27 protein-coding genes are annotated in these 25,980 nt (G+C 66.2%); 14 read left to right on the forward strand and 13 right to left on the reverse strand.

Annotation, left to right across the window (positions count from 1 at the left end; all coding sequences use genetic code 11):
• Nucleotides 1–16: 16 nt before the first annotated feature.
• The 4 genes from rpoH to ftsY all read right to left on the reverse strand — a co-directional run bounded on the left by rpoH (nucleotide 17) and on the right by ftsY (nucleotide 4,090).
• On the reverse strand, nucleotides 17–871 hold the full coding sequence (gene rpoH, locus A6723_RS28135; protein WP_024766773.1) for an RNA polymerase sigma factor RpoH: 855 nt from the start codon (nucleotides 869–871) through the stop codon (nucleotides 17–19).
• Nucleotides 872–981: 110 nt separating this feature from the next.
• A complete protein-coding gene (gene ftsX, locus A6723_RS28140) occupies nucleotides 982–1,992 on the reverse strand; it encodes a permease-like cell division protein FtsX (RefSeq protein ID WP_054907808.1) in 1,011 nt (336 codons plus the stop codon).
• The gene (gene ftsE / locus A6723_RS28145) at nucleotides 1,992–2,663 is read right to left on the reverse strand and encodes a cell division ATP-binding protein FtsE (protein WP_054907807.1); all 672 of its coding nucleotides are present in this window, start codon (nucleotides 2,661–2,663) and stop codon (nucleotides 1,992–1,994) included. Before ftsE ends, ftsX begins: the two co-directional genes overlap by 1 nt.
• Nucleotides 2,660–4,090, reverse strand: coding sequence for a signal recognition particle-docking protein FtsY (gene ftsY, locus A6723_RS28150; RefSeq protein WP_054907806.1), 1,431 nt, complete (start codon nucleotides 4,088–4,090; stop codon nucleotides 2,660–2,662). Before ftsY ends, ftsE begins: the two co-directional genes overlap by 4 nt.
• A 191-nt stretch (nucleotides 4,091–4,281) precedes the next feature.
• On the opposite strand from ftsY, the gene A6723_RS28155 reads away from it, so the two are divergent.
• Genes A6723_RS28155 through rsmD form a run of 3 tightly spaced genes read left to right on the forward strand, consistent with a single transcriptional unit; the run spans nucleotide 4,282 to nucleotide 7,770 of the window.
• On the forward strand, nucleotides 4,282–5,652 hold the full coding sequence (locus A6723_RS28155) for a pitrilysin family protein (protein ID WP_054907805.1): 1,371 nt from the start codon (nucleotides 4,282–4,284) through the stop codon (nucleotides 5,650–5,652).
• A complete protein-coding gene (locus A6723_RS28160) occupies nucleotides 5,645–7,162 on the forward strand; it encodes a pitrilysin family protein (protein WP_054907804.1) in 1,518 nt (505 codons plus the stop codon). The genes A6723_RS28155 and A6723_RS28160 overlap by 8 nt, the downstream gene beginning before the upstream one ends.
• Nucleotides 7,162–7,770, forward strand: coding sequence for a 16S rRNA (guanine(966)-N(2))-methyltransferase RsmD (gene rsmD, locus A6723_RS28165; RefSeq protein ID WP_054907803.1), 609 nt, complete (start codon nucleotides 7,162–7,164; stop codon nucleotides 7,768–7,770). Before A6723_RS28160 ends, rsmD begins: the two co-directional genes overlap by 1 nt.
• Before the next feature lie 5 nt (nucleotides 7,771–7,775).
• Here rsmD and A6723_RS28170 read toward each other — a convergent pair whose 3' ends face one another.
• On the reverse strand, nucleotides 7,776–8,129 hold the full coding sequence (locus A6723_RS28170) for a hypothetical protein (RefSeq protein ID WP_024767428.1): 354 nt from the start codon (nucleotides 8,127–8,129) through the stop codon (nucleotides 7,776–7,778).
• Between the two features lie 107 nt (nucleotides 8,130–8,236).
• On the opposite strand from A6723_RS28170, the gene A6723_RS28175 reads away from it, so the two are divergent.
• Nucleotides 8,237–9,232 (forward strand): hydrolase, encoded by a 996-nt coding sequence (locus A6723_RS28175; protein ID WP_175405595.1) that lies wholly within the window; start codon nucleotides 8,237–8,239, stop codon nucleotides 9,230–9,232.
• An 82-nt stretch (nucleotides 9,233–9,314) separates the two neighbouring features.
• Nucleotides 9,315–9,731, forward strand: coding sequence for a GNAT family N-acetyltransferase (locus A6723_RS28180; RefSeq protein WP_054907802.1), 417 nt, complete (start codon nucleotides 9,315–9,317; stop codon nucleotides 9,729–9,731).
• 105 nt (nucleotides 9,732–9,836) lie between these two features.
• On the opposite strand, the gene A6723_RS28185 is transcribed toward A6723_RS28180, so the two are convergent.
• Nucleotides 9,837–10,490 (reverse strand): TetR/AcrR family transcriptional regulator, encoded by a 654-nt coding sequence (locus tag A6723_RS28185; protein ID WP_054907801.1) that lies wholly within the window; start codon nucleotides 10,488–10,490, stop codon nucleotides 9,837–9,839.
• Nucleotides 10,491–10,735: 245 nt separating this feature from the next.
• On the opposite strand from A6723_RS28185, the gene A6723_RS28190 reads away from it, so the two are divergent.
• The 6 genes from A6723_RS28190 to A6723_RS28215 all read left to right on the forward strand — a co-directional run bounded on the left by A6723_RS28190 (nucleotide 10,736) and on the right by A6723_RS28215 (nucleotide 17,362).
• Nucleotides 10,736–12,166 carry a coniferyl aldehyde dehydrogenase gene (locus A6723_RS28190; protein ID WP_054907800.1) on the forward strand — a complete coding sequence of 477 codons (1,431 nt, stop codon included), beginning with the start codon at nucleotides 10,736–10,738 and terminating at the stop codon, nucleotides 12,164–12,166.
• A 35-nt stretch (nucleotides 12,167–12,201) separates the two neighbouring features.
• Entirely contained in the window at nucleotides 12,202–12,747 is a 546-nt protein-coding gene (locus A6723_RS28195; RefSeq protein ID WP_054907799.1) for a hypothetical protein, read from the forward strand.
• Between the two features lie 39 nt (nucleotides 12,748–12,786).
• The gene (locus tag A6723_RS28200; protein WP_054907798.1) at nucleotides 12,787–14,382 is read left to right on the forward strand and encodes a GMC family oxidoreductase; all 1,596 of its coding nucleotides are present in this window, start codon (nucleotides 12,787–12,789) and stop codon (nucleotides 14,380–14,382) included.
• A 287-nt stretch (nucleotides 14,383–14,669) separates the two neighbouring features.
• On the forward strand, nucleotides 14,670–15,149 hold the full coding sequence (gene coaD, locus A6723_RS28205) for a pantetheine-phosphate adenylyltransferase (RefSeq protein WP_024767001.1): 480 nt from the start codon (nucleotides 14,670–14,672) through the stop codon (nucleotides 15,147–15,149).
• A gap of 134 nt (nucleotides 15,150–15,283) precedes the next feature.
• Nucleotides 15,284–15,535 carry a YfhL family 4Fe-4S dicluster ferredoxin gene (locus A6723_RS28210; RefSeq protein ID WP_024767002.1) on the forward strand — a complete coding sequence of 84 codons (252 nt, stop codon included), beginning with the start codon at nucleotides 15,284–15,286 and terminating at the stop codon, nucleotides 15,533–15,535.
• 123 nt (nucleotides 15,536–15,658) lie between these two features.
• Nucleotides 15,659–17,362, forward strand: a complete 1,704-nt coding sequence (locus A6723_RS28215; protein WP_054907797.1) for a gamma-glutamyltransferase family protein — start codon at nucleotides 15,659–15,661, stop codon at nucleotides 17,360–17,362.
• Between the two features lie 11 nt (nucleotides 17,363–17,373).
• Here A6723_RS28215 and A6723_RS28220 read toward each other — a convergent pair whose 3' ends face one another.
• The 6 genes from A6723_RS28220 to nudE all read right to left on the reverse strand — a co-directional run bounded on the left by A6723_RS28220 (nucleotide 17,374) and on the right by nudE (nucleotide 22,702).
• The gene (locus tag A6723_RS28220; RefSeq protein ID WP_054907796.1) at nucleotides 17,374–19,221 is read right to left on the reverse strand and encodes a Na/Pi cotransporter family protein; all 1,848 of its coding nucleotides are present in this window, start codon (nucleotides 19,219–19,221) and stop codon (nucleotides 17,374–17,376) included.
• Between the two features lie 73 nt (nucleotides 19,222–19,294).
• Nucleotides 19,295–19,633, reverse strand: coding sequence for a hypothetical protein (locus tag A6723_RS28225; RefSeq protein ID WP_054907795.1), 339 nt, complete (start codon nucleotides 19,631–19,633; stop codon nucleotides 19,295–19,297).
• An 83-nt stretch (nucleotides 19,634–19,716) separates the two neighbouring features.
• Nucleotides 19,717–20,295, reverse strand: a complete 579-nt coding sequence (locus A6723_RS28230) for a lysophospholipid acyltransferase family protein (protein ID WP_054907794.1) — start codon at nucleotides 20,293–20,295, stop codon at nucleotides 19,717–19,719.
• Nucleotides 20,296–20,389: 94 nt separating this feature from the next.
• Nucleotides 20,390–21,202, reverse strand: coding sequence for a bifunctional DNA-formamidopyrimidine glycosylase/DNA-(apurinic or apyrimidinic site) lyase (mutM, locus tag A6723_RS28235; protein WP_054907793.1), 813 nt, complete (start codon nucleotides 21,200–21,202; stop codon nucleotides 20,390–20,392).
• A gap of 115 nt (nucleotides 21,203–21,317) precedes the next feature.
• On the reverse strand, nucleotides 21,318–22,136 hold the full coding sequence (cysQ, locus tag A6723_RS28240) for a 3'(2'),5'-bisphosphate nucleotidase CysQ (RefSeq protein ID WP_139093089.1): 819 nt from the start codon (nucleotides 22,134–22,136) through the stop codon (nucleotides 21,318–21,320).
• Entirely contained in the window at nucleotides 22,136–22,702 is a 567-nt protein-coding gene (nudE, locus tag A6723_RS28245) for an ADP compounds hydrolase NudE (RefSeq protein ID WP_017521420.1), read from the reverse strand. The genes cysQ and nudE overlap by 1 nt, the downstream gene beginning before the upstream one ends.
• A gap of 126 nt (nucleotides 22,703–22,828) precedes the next feature.
• Between nudE and yrfG the strand changes: the two genes are divergently transcribed.
• Nucleotides 22,829–23,491 carry a GMP/IMP nucleotidase gene (yrfG, locus tag A6723_RS28250; protein ID WP_054907791.1) on the forward strand — a complete coding sequence of 221 codons (663 nt, stop codon included), beginning with the start codon at nucleotides 22,829–22,831 and terminating at the stop codon, nucleotides 23,489–23,491.
• A 46-nt stretch (nucleotides 23,492–23,537) separates the two neighbouring features.
• Here the strand turns inward: yrfG and lysM are convergent, their stop codons facing one another.
• Entirely contained in the window at nucleotides 23,538–23,975 is a 438-nt protein-coding gene (lysM, locus tag A6723_RS28255) for a peptidoglycan-binding protein LysM (protein ID WP_054907790.1), read from the reverse strand.
• Between the two features lie 149 nt (nucleotides 23,976–24,124).
• Between lysM and A6723_RS28260 the strand changes: the two genes are divergently transcribed.
• Together A6723_RS28260 and fdhD are read left to right on the forward strand one after the other, a co-directional pair.
• Nucleotides 24,125–25,024, forward strand: coding sequence for a LysR family transcriptional regulator (locus A6723_RS28260; protein ID WP_054907789.1), 900 nt, complete (start codon nucleotides 24,125–24,127; stop codon nucleotides 25,022–25,024).
• A gap of 93 nt (nucleotides 25,025–25,117) precedes the next feature.
• Nucleotides 25,118–25,954: a formate dehydrogenase accessory sulfurtransferase FdhD gene (gene fdhD / locus A6723_RS28265; protein ID WP_139093090.1), complete on the forward strand. Its 837-nt coding sequence runs from the start codon at nucleotides 25,118–25,120 to the stop codon at nucleotides 25,952–25,954.
• Nucleotides 25,955–25,980 lie beyond the last annotated feature (26 nt).

Consider the following 25,980-nt stretch of genomic DNA (forward strand, 5'->3'; position numbering starts at 1 on the left):
AGCGCATCGAAGCCGGTCAGGCTTCGATGCGGCCCTTGAGTTTGTTCATTGCGTTCTTTTCCAACTGACGAATACGCTCGGCGGACACGTTGTACTTGGCCGCCAGGTCGTGCAACGTCGCCTTCTCCTCGGCCAGCCAGCGCTGGTAGAGAATGTCGCGGCTGCGCTCGTCCAGGCCTTCCAGCGCCTCGTGCAAGCTGGCGGTGGAGCTGTCGCTCCAGTCCGCTTCTTCCAGCTGGCGCGCCGGATCGTAGCGATGGTCTTCCAGATAATGCGCCGGGGACTGGTAGGCACTCTCGTCGTCGGCGTCCGCCGCCGGGTCGAAGGCCATGTCCTGTCCGGTGAGACGGCTTTCCATCTCGCGGACTTCGCGGGCCTCGACACCGAGGGTTTCCGCGACGCGGTGCACTTCGTCATTGCTCAGCCAGGCCAGTTTCTTCTTCTGGCTGCGCAGGTTGAAGAACAGCTTGCGCTGCGCCTTGGTGGTCGCGACTTTCACGATCCGCCAGTTGCGCAGGATGAACTCGTGGATTTCCGCCTTGATCCAGTGCACGGCGAACGACACCAGGCGCACACCCATTTCCGGGTTGAAGCGCTTCACGGCCTTCATCAGGCCGACGTTGCCTTCCTGGATCAGATCGGCCTGGGCCAGGCCGTACCCGGAATAACTCCGGGCGATGTGCACAACAAAGCGCAGGTGCGCCAGAACCATTTGCCGTGCCGCTTCCAGATCTTGCTGGTAGAAGAGGCGTTCGGCCAGTTCGCGCTCCTGCTCCGGCGTCAGCAGCGGAATGCTGTTCACCGAGTGCACGTAGGCTTCCAGGTTCGCACCGGGAGCCAGGGCATAAACAGGTTGCAGAGAAGTGGTCATGCGAATCCTCCGATTCACGAAACTCGCGCAGTGTAGCACTGCGAAATCTGACTGCAAGCGGGTGTAAAAGTTCCTTTACACCTGCTTAACCCCAGCAAAATCAGGGGGTTTCAGCGCGGCGCCAGCTCACGCAGGTGGCGCGCCACGGCCAGCCAGGCGCCGATCCAGCCCAGCAGCACCGCGCCCACGGTCAGCGACAGGCCATCGTCGACCGGAACGCCGGCCAGGCCGAAATCGCTGCCGTACAGCCCGGCCAGGTTGACCACCGAGCTGTTCAGCCAGTCCAGCCCGAAGGCCAGCAGGGCCCAGGACAGGATGCCCGCGCCCAGGCCATACAGCGCACCCATATAAAGGAAGGGGCGGCGCACATAGCCGTCCGTCCCGCCGACCAGCTTGATGACTTCGATTTCGTTACGGCGATTTTCGATGTGCAGGCGGATGGTGTTGCCGATCACCAGCAACAGCGTCAGCACCAGCAGGATGGTCAGGCCGAAGACGAAGCGGTCACCCAGCTTGAGGATTGCCGACAGCCGCTCGACCCAGACCAGGTCCAGCTGCGCCTGTTGTACACCGGGCAGCTCCGACAACCGTTGACGCAAGGCATCCAGCTGGGCCTTGTCGATCTGCTTGGGCGTCACCGAGATGACCGCCGGCAGCGGGTTGTCCGGCAGCTCCTTGAGCGCCTCGCCAAGGCCGGACTGTTCCTGCAGCTCCTTCAGCGCATCGTCACGGCTGATCAGTTGCGCCTCGATCACGTCGGGCATCTTCTCGATCTGCTCGCGCAGGTCCTGACCCTGGGCCTCGCTGGCCTTCAGGTCGAGGAACAGGGAAATCTGTGCGGCGCGCTGCCAGGAGCCGCCGAGGCGCTCGACGTTGTTCAGCAGCAGCGACAAGCCCATGGGCAGGCTCAGGGTGATGCCCATCACCAGGCAGGTGAAGAAGCTGCCGAAGGGGTGGCTGACCAGGCGATGCAGGCTGTCCATCAGGCTGGCGCGGTGGTTTTCCGCGTAGGCCGAAAGCGAGGCGCTGTTGTCCTGGTGCTCGTTGTCGTCTGGGCGCTCGCGCGTATTGCGCGTCGGGGTGCCTTCTTCGTCGCCGCGGGGCAGGTCATTGGCGCTCATCAGGCGTTCTCCTCACGGTCGGCGATGATGCGGCCGCGCTGCAGGGTGATCATCCGGTGGCGCATGCGTGCGATCAGCGCCAGGTCGTGGCTGGCGATCAGCACGGTGGTGCCCAGGCGGTTGATGTCTTCGAACACGGACATGATTTCCGAGGCCAGGCGCGGGTCGAGGTTACCGGTCGGCTCATCCGCGAGCAGCAGCGCCGGGCGGTGCACCACCGCGCGGGCGATGCCGACGCGCTGCTGCTGGCCGGTGGAGAGGTCGGACGGACGGTCCTCGGCCTTCTCCTTCAGATTCACCCGGTCCAGCGCCGATTCGACGCGGTAGGCGATCTCCGCCTTGGGCAGGCCAAGGATCTGCATCGGCAGGGCGACGTTCTCGAATACGCTGCGGTCGTCCAGCAGCTGATGGTTCTGGAACACCACGCCGATCTGCCGGCGCAGGAAGGGAATCTGCGCGGTGGAGATGCGCGAGACGTCCTGCCCGCCGAGCAGCAGCTTGCCCGAGGTGGGCCGCTCCATCGCCAGGATCAGGCGCAGCAGGGTGCTCTTGCCCGCGCCGGAGTGGCCGGTGACGAACATGATCTCGCCGCGCGGCACGCGGAACGAAATCTCGTGCAGGCCGACATGGCCGTTGGGGTAGCGCTTGCCAACCTGCTCGAAACGGATCATGCGATTTCCCGGGTCTCGAAGAGTGCACGGACGAAAGCATCAGCTTCGAAGGTTCGAAGATCGTCGATCCCTTCGCCGACGCCGATATAGCGGATCGGCAGCTCGAACTGCTTGGCCAGGGCGAAGATCACCCCGCCCTTGGCGGTGCCGTCCAGTTTGGTCAGGGCCAGGCCGGTCAGCTCAACGGCGTTGTTGAACTGCTTAGCCTGGTTGATGGCGTTCTGCCCGGTGCCGGCATCGAGCACCAGCAGGACTTCGTGGGGAGCCGTCTGGTCCAGCTTGCCAATCACGCGGCGCACCTTCTTCAGCTCTTCCATCAGGTTGTCCTTGGTGTGCAGGCGGCCGGCGGTGTCGGCGATCAGCACGTCCACGCCACGGGCCTTGGCGGCCTGCACGGCGTCGAAGATCACCGAGGCGGAATCCGCGCCGGTGTGCTGGGCGATCACCGCGATGTTGTTGCGTTCGCCCCAGACCTGCAGTTGCTCGACGGCGGCGGCACGGAAGGTGTCGCCGGCGGCCAGCATGACTTTCTTGCCATCCAGTTGCAGCTTCTTCGCCAGCTTGCCGATGGTGGTGGTCTTGCCGACGCCGTTCACGCCGACGACCAGGATCACGTAGGGCTGCTTGTCCGCCGTGATGGTCAGCGGCTTCTCGACCGGGCGCAGCAGGGTGGCCAGTTCTTCCTGCAGGGCCTTGTACAGCGCCTCGCTGTCGGCCAGCTCCTTGCGCGCGACGCGCTTGGTCAAGTTCTGCACGATGGCAGTGGTGGCCTCGACGCCGACGTCGGCGGTCAGCAGGCGGGTTTCGATTTCGTCCAGCAGGTCGTCGTCGATGGCCTTCTTGCCCAGGAACAGGCTGGCCATGCCTTCGCCGAGGCTGGCGCTGGTCTTCGACAGGCCCTGTTTGAGGCGGGCAAAGAAGCCAAGCCTGGAAGTTTCGGCAGCGGCAGGCCTCGCTTGCGGCTCGGGTTCGGGCTGCGGGGCAGGTTCGGGCTCCGGCTGGGCAACCACGAGGGGCACTTCGGCGATCGGCTGCGGTTCGGCGGGAGCGGCGGCGGGCGCAGGCTCGACCAGCTGCGGAGCCGGTTCTGGCTCGACCGGCTGCACGGCCGGCTGCGGCGCCTCGGCAACCACCGGCGACTCGGCTGGCGGCACAGGCTGGACCAGTGGCTCCACCGGAACGCTGGCCGGCACCACGTCGAGCACCGGCTCGGGGGTCGGCTCGACGCTCGGCGCAAGCGGCTCGGCCTGGGCGGCGGGCGCTTGTTCGGCGGCAGGAACAGGCTCGGCGACAACCGGTTGTTCTACCGGCTGCTCGGTTTCGGCGGCAGGTTGCTCCGCGGCCTGCGGCTTCTTGCGCAGCCAGCCGAACAGACCCTTCTTCTCCCCGGCTGGCGGGGCCTTCTTGTCGTCGTTGGAACCAAACATGTAGGGATCGAATCTCTAGGGGACGCCACGAAAGACAGGCAGCAAAAAGCCTCGAAACAGCTTTGCGAAGCCCTGAACGTGGCCGCCCGGAAAACGGATGGGTATCCTAGCATCTCCTCGCCCGCCGGGGTTAAGAGGCTGGCCGCCAGCCTGCATAGACCCCGCGGACAGCCCGAAAGGTTCAGTCCACGATGAAAACCCTTGCACGCCGCCACGCCGGCCTGCTGCTCGGTTCCCTGTTGCTGCCGCTGATGGCCGTTGCTGCCGAACCACAGCCCACCCACGAATACACCCTGGACAACGGCCTGAAGGTCGTCGTCCGCGAAGACCACCGCGCGCCCGTGGTGGTCTCCCAACTCTGGTACAAGGTCGGTTCCAGCTACGAGACGCCCGGCCTCACCGGCCTCTCCCACGCCCTGGAGCACATGATGTTCAAGGGCAGCCGCAAGCTCGGCCCCGGCCAGGCATCGCTGGTGCTGCGCGACCTCGGCGCGGAAGAGAACGCCTTCACCACCGACGACTACACCGCTTATTACCAGGTGCTGGCCCGCGACCGCCTGCCGGTAGCGCTGGAGCTGGAAGCCGACCGCATGGCGCACCTCGCCCTGCCGGCCGACCAGTTCAAGAGCGAGATCGAGGTGATCAAGGAAGAGCGCCGCCTGCGCACCGAGGACAAGCCCAGCGCGCTGGCCTTCGAGCGCTTCAAGGCCGCCGCCTACCCCGCCAGCGGCTACCGCACGCCGACCATCGGCTGGATGGCCGACCTGCAGCGCATGACCATCGACGACCTGCGCCACTGGTACCAGGCCTGGTACGCACCGAACAACGCCACCCTGGTGGTGGTCGGCGACGTGACCGGCGATGAAGTCAAAGCGCTCGCGCAGAAGTACTTCGGCGAGATTCCGAAACGCGACCTGCCCGCCGCGCGCAAGCCGCTGGAGCTGGCCGAGCCGGGCGAGCGCCGCCTGAAGCTGCACGTGCGCACCCAGCTGCCCAGCCTGATCATGGGCTTCAACGTGCCGACCCTGGGCAGCAGTGACGACTCCCGGCAGATCAACGCCCTGCGCCTGATCTCGGCGATCCTCGACGGCGGCTACAGCGCCCGCCTGGCTTCGCGCCTGGAGCGCGGCGAGGAAATCGTCGCCGGCGCCTCGGCCTCCTACGACGCCTTCTCCCGCGGCGACGGTCTGTTCTTCCTTTCCGCAACGCCCAACGTGCAGACCGGCAAGACCCTCGAACAGGTCGAAGCCGCGCTGTGGAAGCAGCTGGAAGACCTCAAGCAGAACCCACCGAGCAAGGAAGAACTGGAGCGCGTCCGCGCCCAGGTCATCGCCGGGCTGGTCTACGAGCGTGACTCCATCGCCGGGCAGGCCAGCACCATCGGCGAGCTGGAAAGCGTCGGCCTCGGCTGGCAACTGGCGGACAAGGACCTGGAAGCCATCCAGGCCGTCACCGCCGACGACATCCAGAAAGCCGCCCGCACCTACTTCACCCGCTCCCGCCTGACCCTCGCCCAGGTCCTGCCGGAAGTCGCCACCGACAAGGAGCCGAGCCATGAGTGAACGCAATGGCCTGCGCTACGGCCTGGTCGGGCTGATCGTCATCGCGCTGATCGCCGGACTGGTGCTGTTCGTTTCCCGTCCCGCCGCCGAGCCCGAAGCGGCCGCGCCGGCGCCCGCCCCTGCACAACCAGCTGCCGCCGAAAACGCCGCGCCCACCGGCCTGCAATCGCTGGCCGAAGCCGCCGGCAAGGCGCCCAGCCACCGCAAGCTGAACATCCAGCAATGGCAGACCGCCGAAGGCGCCCGCGTGCTCTTCGTCGAAGCCCATGAACTGCCGATGTTCGACCTGCGCCTGACTTTCGCCGCCGGCAGCAGCCAGGACGGCGACACCTACGGCCTGGCCATGCTGACCAACGCCATGCTCAACGAAGGCGTGCCCGGCAAGGACACCAGCGCGATCGCCGCCGGGTTCGACGACCTGGGTGCCAACTTCGGCAACGGCTCCTACCGCGACATGGCGGTGGCCAGCCTGCGCAGCCTGAGCGAGCCGGCCAAGCGCGACGCGGCGCTGGCACTGTTCGACCAGGTGATCGGCCAGCCGACCTTCCCCGAGGACGCCCTGGCGCGCATCAAGAACCAGGTCATGGCCGGCTTCGAATACCAGAAGCAGAACCCCGGCAAGCTGGCAGGCCTGGAACTGTTCAAGCGACTCTACGGCGAACATCCGTACGCCCATTCCAGCGACGGCAACGAAAAGTCGGTGCCCAGGATCAGCGTCGCCCAGCTGCGCGCCTTCCATCAGAAGGCCTACGCCGCCGGCAACGTGGTCATTGCGCTGGTCGGCGACCTGACCCGCGAGCAGGCCGAAGCCATCGCCGGCAGCGTCTCCAAGTCACTGCCCAAGGGACCCGCCCTGCCCGCGCCGGGCGAGCCGCAGACGCCCAAGGCCGGCGTCACCCACATAGAGTTCCCGTCCAAGCAAACCCAGCTGATGCTGGCGCAGCTGGGCATCACCCGTAACGATCCGGACTACGCCGCGCTCTACCTGGGCAACCAGATCCTCGGTGGCGGCGGCTTCGGCACGCGACTGATGGACCAGGTGCGCGAAAAGCGCGGCCTGACCTACGGCGTGTACTCCGGCTTCACCGGCATGCAGTCGCGCGGGCCGTTCACCATCGGCCTGCAGACCCGCGCCGAAATGAGCGAAGGCACCCTCAAGCTGGTGCAGGACATCGTCCGCGACTACCTCGACAAGGGCCCGACGCAGAAGGAACTGGACGACGCCAAGCGCGAGCTGGCCGGCAGCTTCCCGCTGTCCACCGCGAGCAACGCCGACATCGTCGGCCAACTGGGCGCCATCGGCTTCTACAACCTGCCGCTGGATTACCTGGAGACCTTCCTCAGCCAGGTCCAGGGCCTGAGCGTGGAACAGGTGAAGGAAGCGATGCGCCGCCACCTCGACCCGGACGCCTTCGTCATCGTCACCGCCGGCCCCACCGTGCCGCAGCAACCGCTGCCGCCGCCCACCGACAAACCCGCCGCGCAACCCGCCGGCGTACCGGAGCACTGATGAGCAAACGACCCGGCGGCGCCCCGCGCGCCGCACAGAAGCCCCACGGCGGCCAGGGCCAGCTGCGCATCATCGGCGGCGAATGGCGCAGCCGGCGCTTCGCCTTCCCCGACGGCCCGGGCCTGCGCCCGACGCCGGACCGGGTGCGCGAGACGCTGTTCAACTGGCTCGCCGCCTACGTCCCCGGCGCCCGTGTGCTCGACCCCTTCGCCGGCAGCGGTGCGCTGTTCCTCGAAGCGCTATCGCGTGGCGCCAGCGCAGGCCTTGCGCTGGATACCAACGGCGAAGCCGTGGCCGCGCTGCGCAGCACGCTCGACACGCTCAAGTGCGGCAACGGCCAACTGTTGATGACCGACTCGCTGCGCTACCTCGATGCCCCGGCTTCGCAAGCCTTCGACCTGGTCTTCCTCGACCCGCCCTTCCACCAGGACCTGCTGCAGAACGCTTGCCGCCTGCTGGAAGAGCGCGGCTGGCTGGCCAAGGACGCGTGGATCTACACCGAAAGCGAAGCCGTGCCCTCCAGCCTCGGCCTGCCGGGCAACTGGCGGCTGCATCGGGAAAAGACTGCGGGCTCGGTGCATTACGCGCTGTGGCAGCGGGAAGACTGAACCAGTCAGATGGATTTGCCGATGTCGACGGAGCTGACGCGGGTCAGCTCCACGCCATCCACCACCATTTTCCACTGGCTGCCATCCCGATAAGGCGGCTTCGACACTTTGAAATGGGTATCGAGGAACCCGACACCCACGGTGAACCCATCGGCGTCATAGCTCTTGATCGGCGCCTCGATGGAGCGCGAGCCGCCACCCGAAAGGCGCTTGTAGGCAACACGCCCATCCGCCGTGATGAGCAGGCTCATTTGGGCCGAGCGCCAATCCCCGACATACGACTTGTGATCCTGAGGCACCGGCTCGCCACAAGCCACCAGCCAGAACGCCAGGCTCAGCGCCGCGATTTTCTTCCACATGCCTCCCCTCCTTTTCATGGGTTCGCCGCGCCGAGGGAGTGCAAGACATCCATCGCGGGGCTGACTTGGCGTTACTATCGCAGCTTGTCCGCCCCCATTGTTCAATGATGACCATACCCTCCCCGTTCAAACCCGCCTGGTGGCTACCCGGCCCGCACCTGCAGACCCTGTATGGCTCGCTCCTGCGCAAGGCGCCCAGTCTCCAGCGCACTCGCGAACGCCTGTGGCTGGACGACGGCGACTTCATCGACCTCGACTGGCACGGCCCGCACGAGGCGGATGCGCCGCTGGTGCTGGCGCTGCATGGGCTAACCGGCTCGTCGTCCTCGCATTACATCCTCGGCCTGCAGCAGCAACTCGCCGCGCAGGGCTGGGCCAGCGTGGCGCTGAACTGGCGCGGCTGCTCGGGGGAATCGAACCTGTTGCCGCGCGGTTATCACTCCGGCGTCAGCGAGGATCTCGCCTCGGTTGTCGCCCATGTTCGTGCCAAGCGGCCGATGGCGCCGCTCTATGCAGTGGGTTACTCGCTGGGCGGCAATGTGCTGCTCAAGTACCTGGGCGAATCCTCGGATAGCTGCCCGCTGAAAGGCGCGGTCGCGGTGTCGGTGCCGTTCCGCCTCGACCAGTGTGCGGACCGCATCGGCATCGGCTTCTCCAAGGTCTACCAGGCACACTTCATGCGCGAGCTGGTGGCCTATGTGCAGACCAAGCGCCAGGCCTTCGCCGCCGGCGGCCATGCGGAAAACCTCGCTGCGCTGGAGCGCCTCGGCCCGCTGGACGGCATGCGCACCTTCTGGGACTTCGACGACCGGGTGACCGCACCGCTGCACGGTTTCGCCGACGTGCACGATTACTACCGGCGCGCCTCCAGCCGTTATTACCTGGGCGGCATCCGGGTGCCGACGCTGGTCATCCAGTCCAGCGACGACCCGTTCATCCATGCCAACAGCGTGCCGCAACTGGACGAGCTTTCCGCGTCGACGCAACTGGAGCTGCTGCCCCATGGCGGTCACGTAGGCTTCATTGGCGGCTCGCCCGGACGCCCGGATTATTATCTGGAGCGCCGCATCCCGCAGTGGCTGCGCGAACGACGCGAAGCCTGACTGCGCTGGATCAGCCCAGCGGAACGGGAATGAGGCAGACTGAAACTGCACCAGGAAGGAAACGCCAGAAAGGAGCGCCGCCATGCACGACACGCCGCTGACGATCCTGCAGAACCCGCCGCTGAGCAACGCCCAGTGCGCCGCTATCGCCGCGCTTTACCGCGCCGTGGGCTGGGGCTCTCCTGGCACTACTGCGGAACTGCGCGATCTCTACGAATACTCCAGCTACTTCCTGCTGGCCCTGGACGGTGAACAGGTAGTCGGCCTGTTGCGCGCGGAAAGCGAGACGGCGCAGACCACCTGGCTGGCAGAGATCGCCGTGCTGCCGAGGCTCCAATTGCGTGGAACGGGCCTGGCGCTGATGGCGCGCTTCCTCGCCGATCATCCTGACCGCACGCTTTATACCGATGCCACCGAGGGTGTGGAGGAGTTCTTCCTGCGCCACGGCATTGCCCTGCGCCGGCCACGAGTACCGGGTCCGCGCAAGGTGGATGCATGACCTTCCAGCCCGAACATTCGGCGGATAACGCTGGCGCGTTATGCGCCCTACATGGGGGCTCGGCGTAGGGCGAATAACAGTTCTCGGTTATCCGCCGATGGAATATCAGCCTTCCAACGGCACATACAACCGATCGAACACCGCCGCTACCGCCTCGCGGAATGCCGGGGCGATGTGGCCGCTTTCCAGCGCCAGCACCTGGTAGATGCCGCGCCGCATCAGCGCTTCGCTGAGGTCGTTGGCCACCTCGCGGGTGGTGCACAGGTAGCGCACCCAGGAGGTGAGGATGATCCAGGCGTTCAGGGTCAGCGCTTCGAGTTGCGGTTCGTCCATCTGCAGGATGCCGGCGTCGACGAAGCCCCGATAGATCGCCTTGGCGTTGTCCATGGCGCGGCGGGCGAAGGCGCGGTAGGCGGCGGCCAGCTCCGGGTCGGAGTCCAGCAGGTGTTCCAGGTCGCGGTGCAGGAAGCGGTAGTGCCACATCGCGGCGAGCAGCGCCTCGAGGTAGAAGGTCTTGTCCTCCACCGTCAGCGTGCGCCCCTCCGGCAGGTGCAGGAACTGGTCGACGTGGTTTTCGTACTCGGCGAACAGCTGGGCGATGATCACCTGCTTGTTGCGGTAGTGGTAGTACAGGTTGCCCGGCGAGATGCCCAGGTGCGCGGCGATGTGGTTGGTGGTGACGCTGCGCTCGCCCTGGGCGTTGAACAGCTCCAGGCTGGCCTGGGCAATGCGGTCACGGGTATTGATGCGTGGTGCCATTCGCGAAACTCATCGAAGCGGATTGCGCGGGCGCAAAGGTACACCGATTGCTACCACCTGACACAACTGTGGGGTGCGCCCAACTTTTCGTTGGCTGGGCCTGGCGGCGCGGAAACGGCATGCTGATTGACACTCTAGAGCAATTGCTCTAAAAAACCAGCGACAGCATAAAAACGCGAAGCATCCGAGATCCTCGTGTGAATCCACGGAGAGCTTCCCCACCCGCTTCCGCCCAGGAGCCCGTCATGGTTGCCGATATCGCCTACCTGCAGCAGACCCAGCAGCAGATCAGCCAGCTGGAAACCCTTCTCGAACGCCAGCGCCAGGCCTATCGCGCGAACCCGATGCCGGACGCCGGCCAGCGCATCCAGTGGCTGAAAAGCCTCGCCAACCTGCTGGTGACCGAGCAGAAGGCGATCATCGACGCCATCAACGCCGACTTCAGCAACCGTTCCGCCGACGAAACCCTGCTTGCCGAAGTGCTGCCCAGCCTGCACGGCGTGCACTACGCCACCAAGCGCGTGAAGAAGTGGATGAAGCCCTCGCGCCGCAGCGTGGGCATGCAGTTCATGCCGGCCTCGGCCAAGGTCATCTACCAGCCGCTGGGCGTGGTGGGCGTGATCGTGCCATGGAACTACCCGCTGTTCCTCGCCATTGGCCCGCTGACCGGGGCGCTGGCTGCCGGCAACCGGGTGATGATCAAGATGAGCGAATCCACCCCGGAATCCGCCCGCGTGCTGAAGGACCTGCTGGCCAAGGTCTTCCCCGAGGACCTGGTCGCCGTGGTGCAGGGCGAAGTGGACGTCGGCGTCGCCTTCTCCAAGCTGCCTTTCGACCACCTGCTGTTCACCGGTGCCACCAGCGTCGGCAAGCACGTGATGCGCGCCGCCGCCGAGAACCTCACCCCGGTCACCCTGGAGCTGGGCGGCAAGTCGCCGGCCATCGTCTCGGCCAGCGTGCCGATGAAGGACGCCGCCGAGCGCATCGCCTTCGGCAAGTCGCTCAACGCCGGGCAGACCTGCGTGGCGCCGGACTACGTGCTGGTGCCGCAGAACCGCATCGACGAGTTCGTCGAGAGCTACCGCCAGGTGGTCCAGGGCTTCTTCCCGAAACTGGAGAACAACCCGGACTACACCGCGATCATCAACGAGCGCCAGCTGTCGCGCCTGAACGGCTACCTCGCCGACGCCCAGGCCCGCGGCGCCACCGTCATTCCGTTGTTCCCGCAGGCCCAGGGCCGCCGCCTGCCGCAGGCGCTGGTGCTGAACGTGACCGACGAGATGAAGATCATGCAGGAAGAGATCTTCGGCCCGCTGCTGCCGGTGATCCCCTACCAGACCCTCGACCAGGCGCTCAGCTACGTCAACGAGCGCGATCGCCCGCTGGCGCTCTACTTCTTCGGCTACGACAAGCGCGAGCAGGATCACGTACTGGCGCAAACCCACTCCGGCGGCGTGTGCCTCAACGACACCCTGCTGCACGTCGCCCAGGACGACATGCCCTTCGGCGGCGTCGGCCCGTCCGGCATGGGCCACTACCACGGCCACGAAGGCTTCCTGACCTTCTCCAAGGCCAAGGGCGTATTCAGCAAGCCGCGCTTCAACGCTGCGCGGGTGATCTACCCACCCTACGGTAAATCGCTGCAGAAGCTGGTCTACAAGCTGTTCATTCGCTGACCGGCACCCTCCAAGACACAGGTGAAAAAATAAGAATGACAGACACCTCCCTGAGCGCGCCGGGACTTTCCCGGCGCGGCGTGCTCAAGATCGGCCTGCTGGGCGGGGCCTTCCTCGCCACGGCGGGCGTTACCGCCAGCCTCAGCGGCTGCTCCGCCAGTACTCCGGCCAATGGCTTTGCCGTGCTGCGCGATTCCGACCTGCCGTTCCTGCGCGCGCTGGTCCCGGTGATGCTGGCCGGCGCCGTGCCCGCCGAGCGCATGGCCGAGGCGGTCAAAGGCACCATCCAGAGCCTGGACAACAGCCTGAACCACCTCTCCCCGGAAATGCTCAAGCTCACCGTGCAGCTGTTCGACGTGCTCGCCCTGCCGATCACCCGCGGGCCGCTCACCGGCATCTGGGGCAGCTGGGACAACGCCAGCGCGCAGGATGTGCAGAACTTCCTGAACCGCTGGCAGAACAGCTTCATCTCCCTGCTGAAGATGGGCCACAGCTCGCTGCTGCAACTGGTGATGATGGCCTGGTACAGCCGCCCGGAATCCTGGGGCCACTGCGGCTACCCCGGCCCGCCGAAAATCTGATTTCGCCAGAACAACAAGAATTCGCCTGAGAGATTTCCGATGCCCGTACCCGATCTGTTCGCCGAGGGCCTGGCCCGCGGCTGGAAAGTCCACAACGGCTCGCGCCTGGACAAGGACCTGACCCTGGAGGCCGACGTCGTGATCGTCGGCACCGGCGCCGGCGGCGGCACCACTGCCGAAACCCTCAGCGCCGCCGGCTACAAGGTGCTGCTGGTGGAAGAAGGCCCGCTCAAGACCAGCAGCGACTTCAAGATGCAGGAAGCTGACGCCTACCCGAACCTGTACCAGGAAGGCATCGGCCGGATGAGCAAGGACGGCGCCATCACCATTCTCCAGGGCCGCGCCGTGGGCGGCACCACCCTGGTCAACTGGACGTCCAGCTTCCGCACCCCCGAGCCGACCCTGGAACACTGGGCCAAGGAACACGGCGTGAAGGGCCACAGCGTCGCCGAGATGGCGCCCTGGTTCGAGAAGATGGAACAGCGCCTGGGCGTCGCGCCCTGGATCATGCCGCCCAACGCCAACAACGACGTGATTCGCAACGGCTGCGAGAAGCTCGGCCTGCACTGGAAGGTCATCCCGCGCAACGTCCGCGGCTGCTGGAACATCGGCTACTGCGGCATGGGCTGCCCGACCAACGCCAAGCAATCGATGCTGGTCACCACCATTCCGGCCACCCTGGAGAAAGGCGGCGAACTGCTGTTCCTCGCTCGCGCCGACCGCCTGCTGCTCGACGGCAACAAGGTCAGCGGCCTGGAATGCTCGGCCATGGACGAGCGCTGCGTCGCCCCCACCGGCCGCAAGATCACCATCAAGGCGCGTCACTACGTGCTCTCCGGCGGCGGCATCAATACCCCGGCGATCCTCCTGCGTTCCAAGGCGCCGGACCCGCATGGCCGCGTCGGCCAACGCACCTTCCTGCACACGGTGAACTTCAGCGCCGCCCTGTTCGACGAAGTGATCAACCCGTTCTACGGCGCACCGCAGTCGATCTATTCCGACCACTTCCAATGGGACGACGGCGCCACCGGACGCATGTCCTACAAGCTCGAAGTACCGCCGCTGCAACCGGCGCTCAGCGCCACCCTGCTCGGCCGCTTCGGCGAAGACAATGCGCTGCGCATGGAGCAGTTGCCGCACACCAACGTGATCCTCGCGCTGATGCGCGACGGCTTCCATCCGGACAGCGCAGTGGGCTCCGTCAGCCTGCGCGGTGACGATACCCCGGTGCTCGACTACCAGATGACCGATTACACCTGGGATGGTATCCGCCGCGCCTTCCACACCATGGCCGACATCCAGTTTGCCGCTGGCGCCAAGGCCGTGCTGCCGCTGCACGCCGACGCCGGCTACGTGAAGACTGCCAAGGAAGCACACGAACTGATCGACAGCCTGAGCCTGGAGCTGTACCGCACCCGCCTGGGCAGTGCCCACGTGATGGGCGGCTGCGCCATGGGCGAGGACCCGAAGCAGTCGGTGTGCGACAGCCTCGGCCGCCACCACCAGCTGGAGAACCTGTCGATCCACGATGGCTCGCTGTTCCCCACCAGCATCGGCGCCAACCCGCAGCTCTCGGTCTACGGCCTCACCGCGCAACTGGCCGATGCCCTGGCCAAGCGGCTGGGCAAGGCCTGAGACCGCTCCCGTAGGGCGCATAACGCGCCAGCGTTATCCGCCGCAGGTTGGCCGGCGGATAACCCGTTCCGGGTTACCCGCCCTGCAAAACCGAGCAGAATCGGGCGAAACCGCGCGCGCAGGCTCTGGCACGCGGCCTGCGCGTGACTCATCGGTCTCTCGCCGGTTATCTCAGGTAGTCCGTTCACAGAAGCACTACCAAGGTCGCTTGGCCCCACGGACATGCTGCGTTACCATCCGCCCGCTATTGCACCAGCCTGCCAACAAGAGCCGACCAGGACGCCGCGATGAATCGAGTGTTGTACCCGGGTACCTTCGACCCCATCACCAAAGGCCATGCCGATCTGGTCGAACGCGCCTCGCGACTGTTCGACCAGGTGATCATTGCCGTCGCCGCCAGCCCCAAGAAGAATCCCCTGTTCCCGCTGGAACAGCGCGTCGAGCTGGCCCGCCAGGTCACCTCGCACCTGCCCAATGTAGAAGTCGTCGGCTTCTCCACGCTGCTCGCGCATTTCGCCAAGGAGCAGAATGCGAACATCCTGCTGCGCGGCCTGCGTGCGGTGTCGGATTTCGAGTACGAGTTCCAGCTGGCCAACATGAACCGCCAGCTCGCACCTGACCTGGAAAGCATGTTCCTCACGCCGTCGGAGAAGTACTCCTTCATCTCCTCCACCCTGGTGCGCGAGATCGCGGCCCTGGGCGGCGACATCACCAAATTCGTCCATCCCGCGGTGGCCAGCGCCCTGGCCGAGCGCTTCAAGCGCTGATCCGCACGCCGCCAAGGATGGCGGTTTCCGTCAGTTGACTCCCTGACTGCGTGCACTGCGCGCGCCGATACGGCACAATTTCACCCTTGTTGCTACCGATCGCCATGGCAGCCGCCCTGGTTGGAGTTGTATCGATGTCCCTGAAAATCACTGACGATTGCATCAACTGCGACGTCTGCGAACCCGAGTGCCCCAATGCCGCGATCTCCCAGGGCGAGGAGATCTACGTCATCGACCCGAACCTGTGCACCGAATGCGTCGGCCACTATGACGAGCCGCAGTGCCAGCAGGTCTGCCCGGTCGACTGCATTCCCCTCGACGAAACCCACGTCGAGAGCAAGGAAGAGCTGATGGAGAAGTACAAGAAGCTCACCGGCAAGGCCTGACTTCGCGCGATTCGACACTTTTTCATTGAGTTCTCACAAACCTGCGGCGCCGTGGATTGTCTATCCTCCACCTTCGCCCCATTTGGTTTTCCAGCCGGCAATGCCGGCGGTTCGTGAGATGCCATGTCCTCGTTGAACTCCCGCTCCCGCGCCTCCCTGCTCGGCTTCTGCAGCCTGCTGCTGCTCAGCTTCGCGCTGCACGCCGCGGAACACCCGGCCCAGGCCAGCGTCGCCACGGCGCATCCGTCCGCCACTGTCGCGGGTCTTGAAACACTCGCCGACGGCGGCAACGCCTTCGACGCCGCCGTGGCCATCGCCGCCGCGCTGGCGGTGGCCGAACCCTACGGCTCCGGCCTGGGCGGCGGCGGTTTCTTCCTGCTGCGCAAGGCCGGCAGCCCGCCGACCTACCATTTCATCGACGCCCGCGAGCGCGCCCCGCTGGCCGCCCACGCGCGGATGTACGAGCGCAACGGCAAGGTCGATCCGCAGCTGTCGCTCAACGGCCCGCTGGCCGCCGGTATCCCCGGCCTGCCCGCCGCCCTGGCGGACATCACCAGCCGCTACGGCCGCAAGACCCTGGCGAACAACCTCGTACCGGCGATCCGCCTGGCCACCGATGGCGTGTCCATCGACCGCGTCTACATCGACCGCGCCTCCTGGCGGCAGGATGCCATGCGCCAGGACCGCGAGACCGCACGCATCTTCCTCGACCAGGGCAACCTGCCCGAGGAATACAGCCTGATGCGCCAGCCACAGCTGGCCAACACCCTGGAGAAACTGGCGCGCTACGGCCGCATCGGCTTCTACGAAGGCGAGACCGCGCAGAAACTGGTGGAAGGCGTGCGCGCCGCCGGCGGAGTGTGGAGCCTGGAAGACCTCGCCAGCTACCGCACCGTCGAGCGCCAGGCGCTGCGCTACCCGCTGGCCGACGGCAAGGAACTGATCAGCGCCCCGCCGCCCTCCGCCGGTGGCGTCGCCCTCGCGCAGAGCCTGGGCATGCTGCAGCAGCTGCCCTGGCAGAAGGCCGAACCCGTACAGCGCGTCCACTACGTCGTCGAAGCCCTGCGCCGCGCCTACCGCGACCGTGGCCTGCTGGGCGACCCGGACCGCGTCGCCAACCCGGTCAATCAACTGCTCGCACCGGATTACCTGAAGCGCCTGGCCGCCGGCATCGATCCGCAGCGCGCCACTCCCAGCTCTTCACTGCCACCCGCGGCCGCCTGGCGCGAGGGCGATCACACCACTCACTTCGTGGTGATGGACGCCAACGGCAATGCCGTTGCTGCCACGTTGTCGGTCAACCTGCCCTTTGGTGCGGCCTTCACCGTGCCCGGCACCGGCGTGCTGCTTAATGACGAGATGGACGATTTCGCCACCGACGTCAGCGGCGCCAACGCCTACCAGCTGGCCGGCAGCCAGGCCAACGCCGTAGCGGGCGGCAAGCGCCCGCTGTCGAGCATGAGCCCGAGCTTCATCGAAAGCCCCACTGAGCTGGCCGCCTTCGGCACGCCGGGCGGCAGCCGGATTCCCAGCATGGTATTGCTGGCGATGCTCGATTACCTGGACGGCAAGCCGGTGCAGCGCTGGGTGTCTTCGCCGCGCTACCACCACCAGTTCCTGCCGGACGTGATCGAGCACGAACCGCGCGCCTTCAGCGCTGCCGAAGCGGCCGACCTGCAGCGCCGTGGCTACACGCTCAAGGATGTGGGTCGCGCCTATGGCAACCAGCAGGTGCTGCTGTGGAACAAGAAGTCCGGCGAGGTGCAGTCCGCCAGCGATCCGCGCGGCATCGGCCTGGCCACCGAACTGGCGGCACCGCTGCGCTGACCAGGGATTCCTCAGGGCAGGATGAGGCCGGGCGCTTCGTCCTCGCCCGGCTCGAACAGGCCATGCTCGGTGCCCAGTTGCAGCACATTGCGCAGGCTCTGGATGATGCGGCTGACGTAGCCCAGGTCGTTCATCAGCGAGCTCATCTGCAGGCCATCCAGCTCGTGCCGGCGCACCGCAGCGAACAGACGCTGGCGGAAGGCGCCGTCGAATTCGGCGGCGCCTTCGTCGAGCAGCTGCAGGCGCGCCGTCAGCGCCTCTTGCGGCAGATCGCCGCCAATCAGCGACCCCAGCGCACGTACTTCCCGCAGCATCGCGATCAGGTGGCGACGCAGCTCGACATAGGTATCGCGCAGCACTGAAGGCTCGCCCTGCAGGGCCTGCCCCAGGTTCTTCTGCAGATGCTTGGCGTCCTTCACGGCATCCACCAGCTGCAGCGCCACCACCTGGCAGGACAGCCAGAAGCGCTGGTGTTCCTCGTCCAGAGGGACTTCGAGGCGCCCCATGAAGCTCAGCAGATCGCCATAAACTCCCTTGATATGGCGCTGATAGAGCACTTCCGCGCCCAGCGCATGGCGGTCGGGCGCCGCGCGCAGCTCGTTCTCGTCGATGCGCGGCTGGCTGAGCATGTCCACCGGCAGGTAGAGCGCGTGGCAGATCACCTCGATACTCAACCGGCCGAGATGTCGGAGTTCCTGGAGTACCGCGCTGGCGGCGGCATCGGCGGAGTCCAGCGCGCGTTCGTTGAGGTAGCGCGCATGGGTGCGCTCGATGCTCGGCATGGCCGGCGCCATGTCGGTAATCAGCACGGCCGGCTCCTCCACTTCCGGCAACCAACGCACCAGGGCATTGGCCAGTGCGCCCTGCAGGGGCCAGAACAACGCCACGCCCATGCCGTTGAACAGTGTATGGAACAGCGCCAGCTGGATCATCGGGTTGTCCGCCAGGCCCAACGGCGTCACCAGCCAGTGCACCAGCCAGGTCAACGGCGATAACAGCAGGAAGGCCAGCACACCGGTCACGACATTGAACAGCACATGAGCCAGCGCCAGCCGCTGCCCACTGCGGTTGCCACCCAGGGAGCCGACGAAGGCCGTGGTGACGCTGCTGCCCACGTTCGAGCCGATGGCGATGGCCAGGCTCTGGCCCAGCTCCAGCTGCCCACCGGCCAGGGCCGCCAGGGTCAGCATCAGCGTGGCGTGGCTGGATTGCAGGACCACGGTGATGAGCAGGCCGAAGGTCACGAACAGCAGCGCGCCGAGCATGCCTTCGGCACGCAGCTCGCTCATGTCCATGGCATCGCCGAAGCTCTGGAAGCCTTCCTTGATCTGGTCGATGCCCAGGAAGATAAAGGCGATGCCCAGCAGGATGCGTCCGGCAGCCTTGCTCTTGGCGCCGTTGAACCCCAGCAGGATGCCGAACACCAGCAATGGCAGCGCCAGCGGGCTCAGGCTGAGGTTCTGCCCGGCCAGCGCCAGCAGCCAGATGCCGCTGGTGGCACCCAGGTTGGCGCCGAACAGGATCGCGATTCCACCCGCCAGCTGGATCAGCCCGGTGCTGATGAAAGCAATGGTGAGCAGGGAAACCAGCGTGGAGGATTGCAGCAGGAAGGTGCCGAAGAGGCCGAACAGCAGGCTCTTGCCGCGCGTCGCGGTGCTTTTTTCCAGCCAGCGTTCGAGCTGGCTGCCGGCCAGGTCGCGCAGCCCTTCTTCCAGGCACTGCATGCCGAACAGGAACAGCGCCAGGCCCGCTCCCAACTGCAGCAGGCCGGCGCTGGACCAGAAGGTGTAGCCCAGGACGATGGCGACCAGCAGCAGAAGCAGCGGACGCAGGTGCTTCTTCAGGCCGCTCAGGTTCATGGGCTACCCACAGGACTCACCCGGCAAGCCGGGCCGACGAGGCGGCCTCGCCGCCCCGGAACGGGACGACGGATCAGTCTTTCTTGTAGCCGCTGGTGGTGCAGCCCAGGCACCGCACGAAAGCGGCTTTACCCGGCTCGACGACCAGCGCCTTGCCCGCATCGCCAATGTTGCCGCCTGCGGCGCTGAAAGGCAGGGTCACAACGAACGCCGCGGCGCCAACCACGGTGGCGGCGATCAGCAGCGGGCGGGCGAAGATCAGGTCACCCATCATCGCGTAGGCCGGCGGGGCCTCGACGGTGTAGGTCGGGTCGCCACTGACGTTGCTCACCGCATCCTGAGCAACAGCCGGCAGCACCGAGAACGCACAGACCAGTGCCATTGCAGTGGCGGTGGTGCGGAACAGGTTCATGGAAGGAAGTCCTTTTTTGTGTAGTTGGGCAGGCAGACTGCCATAACTATAACAGCGCTCCATGACTTGTCGCGTGACAGCCTTCAATCACCGAAGAATGCGTATTCAGGCTTTTTCGGCACGAACGGCCGGTAGAACGCCAGCATCCGGCGCAGGTCGGCGGACTCGTCGCCCGTGGGCCAGAACGGCTCGCCGATGACGATGCGTCGTCCGGGATAGTCCAGCGCCGCCAGCACAATGGGCACGCCCGCCCCGCGGGCAATGTGGTAGAAGCCCATTTTCCAGCGCTCGACCTTCCGCCGCGTCCCCTCCGGGGAGAGGATCAGCATCATCTCGCGGTTGTCGCGGAACGCCTGGATCGCCTGGTCCACCGTGTTCAGCTTGAGGTGGCGCTGGATCGGGATGCCGCCCCAGCGGCGCATCAGAGCGCCGAAGGGCGCGCGGAAGATGGTGTGCTTGCCGAACCAGCGGGCGTTCAGCCGCAGCACGAACTTGACCGCAAGAAACAACACGAAATCCCAGTTGGAGGTGTGGTGCGCGCCGATCACCACGAACTTGTCGAGTGGCGGCAGCGCGCCTTCGATGCGCCAGCCGGCCGCACGCAGCATGCTGTGGCCGAGCGCCTCGGCGAACGGGTTGCGGGGCAGGTAGTTGCCGGACATGAATCACCTGTAGGCCCCTCGTCGGGGGCCATTGTTGTTATGGCAGAAGGTGGAGTGGCAGATCGGGCGGCAGCTTAACGGCGGCCCCGCGGCCTCAGCGTTGGCAGCGCGGACAGTAGACGCTGGCGCGCTGGCCGAGGCGCACTTCGCGCAGGGTCGAGCCGCAGACCTTGCAGGGTTCGCCACCGCGCCCGTAGGCGAAGAGCTCCTGCTGGAAGTAGCCGGGCTGGCCGTCGCCGCCGACGAAATCGCGCAGCGTTGTACCGCCGCGCTCAATGGCAATGGCGAGGATTCGCTTGATCTCCTGGGCAAGCTTCACGTAGCGCGCCCGCGAGATGGTCCCCGCCTCGCGGCGCGGGTCGATGCCGGCGGCGAACAGCGCCTCGGTGGCGTAGATGTTGCCCACCCCGACCACCACCGCGTTGTCCATGATGAAGGGCTTCACCGCCATGCTGCGGTTGCGCGACAGCTGGAACAGCCGCTCGCCTTCGAAGGCGTCGGTGAGCGGCTCCGGGCCCAGGTGGCGCAACAGTTCATGTTCCAGCGGCGTCAGGCTCCAGAGCAGCGCACCGAAGCGGCGCGGGTCGGTGTAGCGCAGCGCCATGCCTGATTCCAGCTCGATATCCACATGCTCGTGGCGTGCTGCCGGCGTGCCGCACTCCACCAGGCGCAGGCTGCCGGACATGCCCAGATGGCTGATCAGCGTGCCCACTTCGGCATTGAGCAAGAGGTACTTGGCACGCCGCTCCACCTGCACGATGCGCTGCCCGGACAGGCGCACATCGAGGTCCTCTGGAATCGGCCAGCGCAGGCGGCGCTCGCGGACGACCACACGGCTGACGCGCTGGCCTTCGAGATGGGGCGCTATGCCCCGGCGGGTGGTTTCGACTTCAGGTAATTCGGGCATGGATCACTACTGCTGAAAGCTTTCTGTAGGAGCGAGCTTGCTCGCGAACGAGTTCACCGGCAACACCCGCGTCAGGCGGGTTCGCGAGCAAGCTCGCTCCTACAACGGTATGGGGTCAGTCCAGCGCGCGAGCCAGCTGGATCAGATCGTCGCGCCATTCGGCCGCCTTGGGCAGCGCCAGGAAGGACGAATTGAGGAAACCTTCCCGCGCCTCATAGGTAAAAGGCTCGCCCTTGGTATCCAGCACCTCGCCGCCGGCGCCTTCCAGCACACCCTGGGCGGCTGCCGTGTCCCACTGGCTGGTTGGCGCCAGGCGCGGGTAGCAGTCCGCCGAGCCTTCGGCCAGCAGGCAGAACTTCAACGAACTGCCGATGTTGGCCAGGTTCAGGTCGCCGAAGCGCTGCGCGAGGCCGGACAACAGGCTTTCCTGCTGCGGGCTGGAATGGCGCTTGCTGGCCACCACGGTAAAGACGTCTTCCGGGCTGCTGCGCACCTCGATGGCTTCGGGCGCGCCGCCACGCTCTTCGCGCCAGGCGCCCAGGCCGGTACCGCCGTAGTAGCAGCGACCGCTGGCGGGGATACCGACCACGCCGAAGATCACGCGCCCGTGCTCGATGAGCGCGACGTTGACGGTGAATTCGTCACTGCCGGAAATGAACTCCTTGGTACCGTCCAGCGGGTCCACCAGCCACCAGCGGCTCCACTGGGCCCGTTGTTCCAGGGGAATGTCGCAATCCTCCTCGGACAACACCGGCACATCCGGCGCCAACGCGCGCAGGCCGTCGGCCAGCAGGCGGTGCGCGGCCAGGTCGGCGGCAGTCACCGGCGATTCGTCGGACTTGCTCTGGACATCCAGGTCGCCCTGCCAGAACGGCAGGATCACATCGCCCGCCTTGTGCACCAGGTCGATCACGGCAGGCAGGAAGGCATTCATCACGGTTGGAACTCCCCTCGTTGGGTCAACAGGTCGCGCACCAGGTAGAGCGCGGCCAGGGCACGCCCTTCACTGAACTGGGCATTCTGCGCGAGGCTCGAGAGCTCGCGCAGGCTGATCCTGTCCACGCCCATGGGCTCGGGCTCGTCGCCGGGCAGCGATTCCTCGTAGAGGTCACGGGCGAGCACCACCTGGATGCGCTGGCTCATGTAGCCGGGCGACAGGGACAGCTCGGTGATGTATTCCAGCTGACGGGCGCCGTAACCGGCTTCTTCCTTCAGCTCGCGGTTGGCGGCGTCGAGGATGTCCTCACCCGGCTCCACCAGGCCCTTGGGCAACGACAACTGGTATTCATCGACCCCGGCGCAGTACTCCTCCACCAGCACGGCGTGCTCGGCGTCGAGCATGGCGATCACCATCACCGCACCGTAGCCCTGCCCTTTGCCCACCAGGCGCTCGTAGGTCCGTTCGACGCCATTGGAGAAGCGCAACTGCAGCTCCTCGACGGCAAATAGCCGGCTTCTGGCAACGATCTCTCGGGCGAGGACCGTGGGTTTCTGACGCATGGGGCGACTCCTGGGGGTGGCCGGGTCGGCTATGATAACCCGCCTTTTCCGATTCTCCGTGTCAGATATCGCGCCGATTCCGTCCATCGGCGGCGCAATTGCGACACCCTTTTGCGAAAGCCCAGCATGCCACGCCTGCCCTGGAACCAGATCGACACCGTCCTGCTCGACATGGACGGCACCCTGCTCGATCTGCATTTCGACAACCACTTCTGGCTCGAACACCTGCCGCAACGGTACGCCGAGCACCACGGCATCAGCCGCGCCCAGGCCGATGCCGAACTGCTGCCACTGTTCCGTGACAACGCCGGGCTGCTCAACTGGTATTGCCTGGACTTCTGGAGCCGCGAGCTCAAGCTGTCGATCATGGACCTCAAGCGCGAGGTCGCCCACCTGATCGCCCTGCGTCCGGACGCCGATTTCTTCCTTGCGCAACTGCGCGAACACGGCAGGCGCGCGGTGCTGATTACCAATGCGCACCGCGATTCGCTGACGCTGAAGATGCAGCGAGTGGAGCTGTCACCCTGGTTCGATCGGTTGATCAGCTCCCACGACTACGGCTTCCCCAAGGAAGACCAGCAGTTCTGGCAGGCACTGCGTGCGGACGTCGGCTTCGACCCGGCGCGCAGCCTGTTCATCGACGACAGCCTGCCGATCCTGCGCGCGGCGCGGACCTTCGGCATCGGCCATCTGCTTGCAGTACGCCAGCCCGACAGCCGCCAGGGGCCAAAGGACACCGAGGAATTCGCTGCCCAGGAAGACTACCGGGCGCTGCTCGAAGGCTTGTGAGGGGCGCAGAAACAACGAGCCCGGCACTGGGCCGGGCTCGGGGACATCACTCCGGAATCCGCAGCACCTGGCCGGGATAGATCTTGTCCGGATGGCTGAGCATCGGCTTGTTCGCCTCGAAAATCTTGTTGTAGAGGTTGGCGTTGCCGTACTCCGCCTTGGCGATGGCGCTGAGCGTATCGCCCTTCTTCACGGTGACGAAACGCGCCTCGGCAGCCGGCGTGGCGACGCTGATGTGGTCTTCCACACCCGACACGCCCGCGACGTTGCCCAGCGCCAGCAGGATCTTCTCCTTCTCTTCCTGGCTGGCCACTTCACCGGTGGCGATCACCTTGTCGCCCTCGACGCTGACCTGGATGTTCGGGTTGCCCAGGCCCACCTTGGCGATATGGTCCTTGAGCGAGTCGGCGGCCTGCGCCTCCTGACCCACAATGCTTTCCCACAGCTTTTCGCCGGCTTCCTTCACGAACGCAAAAATGCCCATTTCCAACCTCCCTACGGTTACAGTGACAGGCGGCCGGCATTGGGCAGACCGCGCGCCCCTGGAGTCTAGTCGCCGACTTCCGCAGCGCCCGACGGAATACTCCTAATCCCGCCTTAACCCGACAGAACGCCCCCGGAGCTCTCCCGCCGATGGACATCAAGCAGCTGAAATTCCTCTGCGCGCTGGACGAGACACGGCACTTCGGCCAAGCAGCGGCACGCTGCCACGTCACTCAGCCAACGCTGTCGATGCGCGTACGCAGCCTGGAGGAGGAACTGGGCCTTGAACTGGTGCGCCGTGGGCAGCGCTTCGAAGGTTTCACCGAAGCCGGCGAGCGCGTACTCGCCTGGGCCCGGAGCCTGCTGGCAGCGCATGACGGGCTCTACGCAGAAGCGGCGGCCTGTCGCGGCCAACTGGTCGGCACCCTGCGCCTGGGCGTGGTGCCGCTGGCAGGTTTCGACCCCATGCAGCTGATCGAGCTGTTCGCCCAGCGCCACCCGGAACTGCGCTTCCAACTGTTCGCCCTGAGCTCGGAGAACATCCTCGAAGGCCTCGGCCGCAATCAGCTGGACCTCGGCCTGTCGTACCTCGACCGCCTCGACCGCGAACATTTCGAAAGCCTCGAACTCGCCGCTACCCGCATGGGCCTGCTGCACGACCGTCGGCATTTCCAGATCGATAGCCCGAGCCTGAGCTGGGACGCACTGGCGGAGCTGCCGCTGGGCCTGCTCTCGGCCGGCATGCACTTCCGCCAATCCATCGACCACGGCTTCCGCAGCCGCGGCCTGGCGCCCCGGGCACGCCTGGAAACCGACGCCGTGCACCAGTTGGTGCAAGCCGTCGAGCGCGGGCTGTGCTGCGCGATCATGCCGCTGGGCAGCGGGCTGGATGCCCAGGGTGAACACTTCGTGCTGACCCCGATCGACGACGCGCGCACCCTGTCGCCACTCGGGCTGATCCTGCGCCGCAGCGAGCCACGCTCGGCGCTGGCCGAAGCCTGCTTCAACGAAGCGGCGGTCCTGCTGGGCAGCGACTCGCCCGACCGATAAACCGCATCTATCACAACATCGACAGCAGCCATTAGACGCTACCCCGGCATCGGCATAGGCTGGTTGCATTACTAGAACCACAGGGCTCAGCCCATGCCTTGCCTGATCACCCGCCCGGCCAGCGCCGCGGTCCGGGATGCCGTCGTGCCTGCCGACGGCTACAGCTACGTCGAACTCACCCCGCAAGGTGCCGGCGGCCGCGCCGCATTGGCCGGGGAAACCGCCCTGGCCATCGCCTACAACGGGCTCAGCCAGGCCGTGATGATGGTCTCGCCGAACGACCTGGAAGACTTCGTCCACGGTTTCAGCCTCGGTGCCGGCCTCATCGAGTCCATCGACGATATCTATGACGTGAGCCTGACGGCACATGGCGAGGCCATTACCGCCGAGGTGCAGGTCAGCAATCGCGCCTTCTGGGCCCTCAAGGACCAGCGCCGGCAACTGGCCGGCAACACAGGCTGCGGCCTGTGTGGCGTCGAGGCCCTGGACCAGGCGCTGCCCGGCCTGCCGGTATTGCCGCGCGCGCCCCTTCCACCCGCCGCCCATTTCGACCACTTGCGCGAGCGGGTCAACGCCGTGCAGGAGATCGGCCGCCGCAGCGGCGCGCTGCATGCTGCACTGTTCGTCGATGCCGCCGGCGAGATTCGCCTGTGCCGCGAGGACATCGGCCGCCACAACGCCCTCGACAAACTGGTCGGCGCGCTCAAGCGCCAGCGCCTGGAGCTGGCCGGCGGCTTTGCTGTGGTGACCAGCCGCTGCAGCCTGGAACTTATCCACAAGGCCGTTCGCGCCGGGCTCCCCACCCTGGTCAGCCTGTCCGCTCCCACCGCGCTCACCGTGCAGTGGGCCCGCGAGCACAACCTGAACCTGATCCACCTACCCCATCGCAGCGCACCCCGGGTCTACAGCCCGGCGCCACCAGCGGCCTGAACGCCCGCTTTTTCAAAGAAAGAGAT

The organism is Pseudomonas sp. AU11447 (assembly GCF_001672555.2).
In the GTDB taxonomy this organism is placed as follows: domain Bacteria; phylum Pseudomonadota; class Gammaproteobacteria; order Pseudomonadales; family Pseudomonadaceae; genus Pseudomonas; species Pseudomonas nitroreducens.